This is a genomic window from Mesorhizobium sp. M4B.F.Ca.ET.089.01.1.1 (assembly GCF_004022605.1).
GTDB classification, from domain to species: domain Bacteria; phylum Pseudomonadota; class Alphaproteobacteria; order Rhizobiales; family Rhizobiaceae; genus Mesorhizobium; species Mesorhizobium abyssinicae.
This window is the reverse complement of sequence record NZ_RZOS01000951.1, coordinates 1-963: the sequence shown is the minus strand read 5'-3', so window position 1 is coordinate 963 and position 963 is coordinate 1. Positions and strand designations below refer to the sequence as shown.

Below are 963 nucleotides of genomic sequence, written 5' to 3'. Positions count from 1 at the left end.
GGCTAATGATTGACCTGAAAAAATGTTGACAGGGAGGCCGCGAAATCACGTCTCCGTTAACCCTATATTTAAAGTTTTACGTATCGCCCAGAATGCAGGTTTTCTTTACCCCTGTGTGTCATTACGATACGAGGGTCCATTTTCAGCCTCCTGCGTGGGATAAGACAAGCCAGAATCACGGCTCAAAATCATAAGTCCCCGGCAGCTAGTACAGGGTAGCGAAGGCATGGCGAAGAAACCAACGACACGAACTCTCGACAGCGACGTGGCCAAGGAGCTCGAAAAGGCACTCGACCTTGATTTGAGCGTAGATGGCGACGGCGGCCTCGATATGGCGGCGTCGATGGAAGATCTGGAAGCGCAGATTTCGGCCGCGGCTGACGAACTGGCGCGCGAAGGGCGTGGCCACAAGGAAGAACCGGTGGTTGTCCAGAGCCAGAACGCCAGGCCAATACAGAACACGCAGCCGGCGGCGAAGCCCGCCGAGTTGCGTCCGGTTGAAACGCGCAACGGCGCGCAGCCGGCCGGCTTCACCCCGGCCAATGACGACCGCCAGAAGGACTACCGCACCCTGCTGCACGGCCTCAACCGCCGCGCGTCGAGCACGATCTACTGGGTTGTGGCGTTCATTTCGCTTGCATGGATCGCCGGCGCCGGCGGCCTGGCCAATCTTCTGTTCGGTTCGGGCATCTGGAAGATCCGCACCTTCGACCAGTTTTTCGCCCGCCCCGAGCTGATCGGCCTGGCAGTCGCGGCAATCATTCCCGTGATCCTTTTCTGGGCCTTCGCGGCCATGGTGCGCCGCGCGCAGGAAATGCGCATTGCCGCGCAGTCGATGACCGAAGTGGCCTTCCGCCTGGCCGAGCCGGAAAACCTCGCCCAGGACCGCGTCATGATGATCGGCCAGGCCGTGCGCCGCGAAGTCGCGGCGATGGGCGAAGGCATCGAGCGCACGCTGGCGCG

Annotated in this window: 1 pseudogene; it reads left to right on the top strand. The window is 61.2% G+C overall.

From position 1 onward, the window contains the following. Nucleotides 1-226: 226 nt before the first annotated feature. Nucleotides 227-963: pseudogene (locus tag EN780_RS35280) on the top strand (kinesin); the annotation flags it as partial.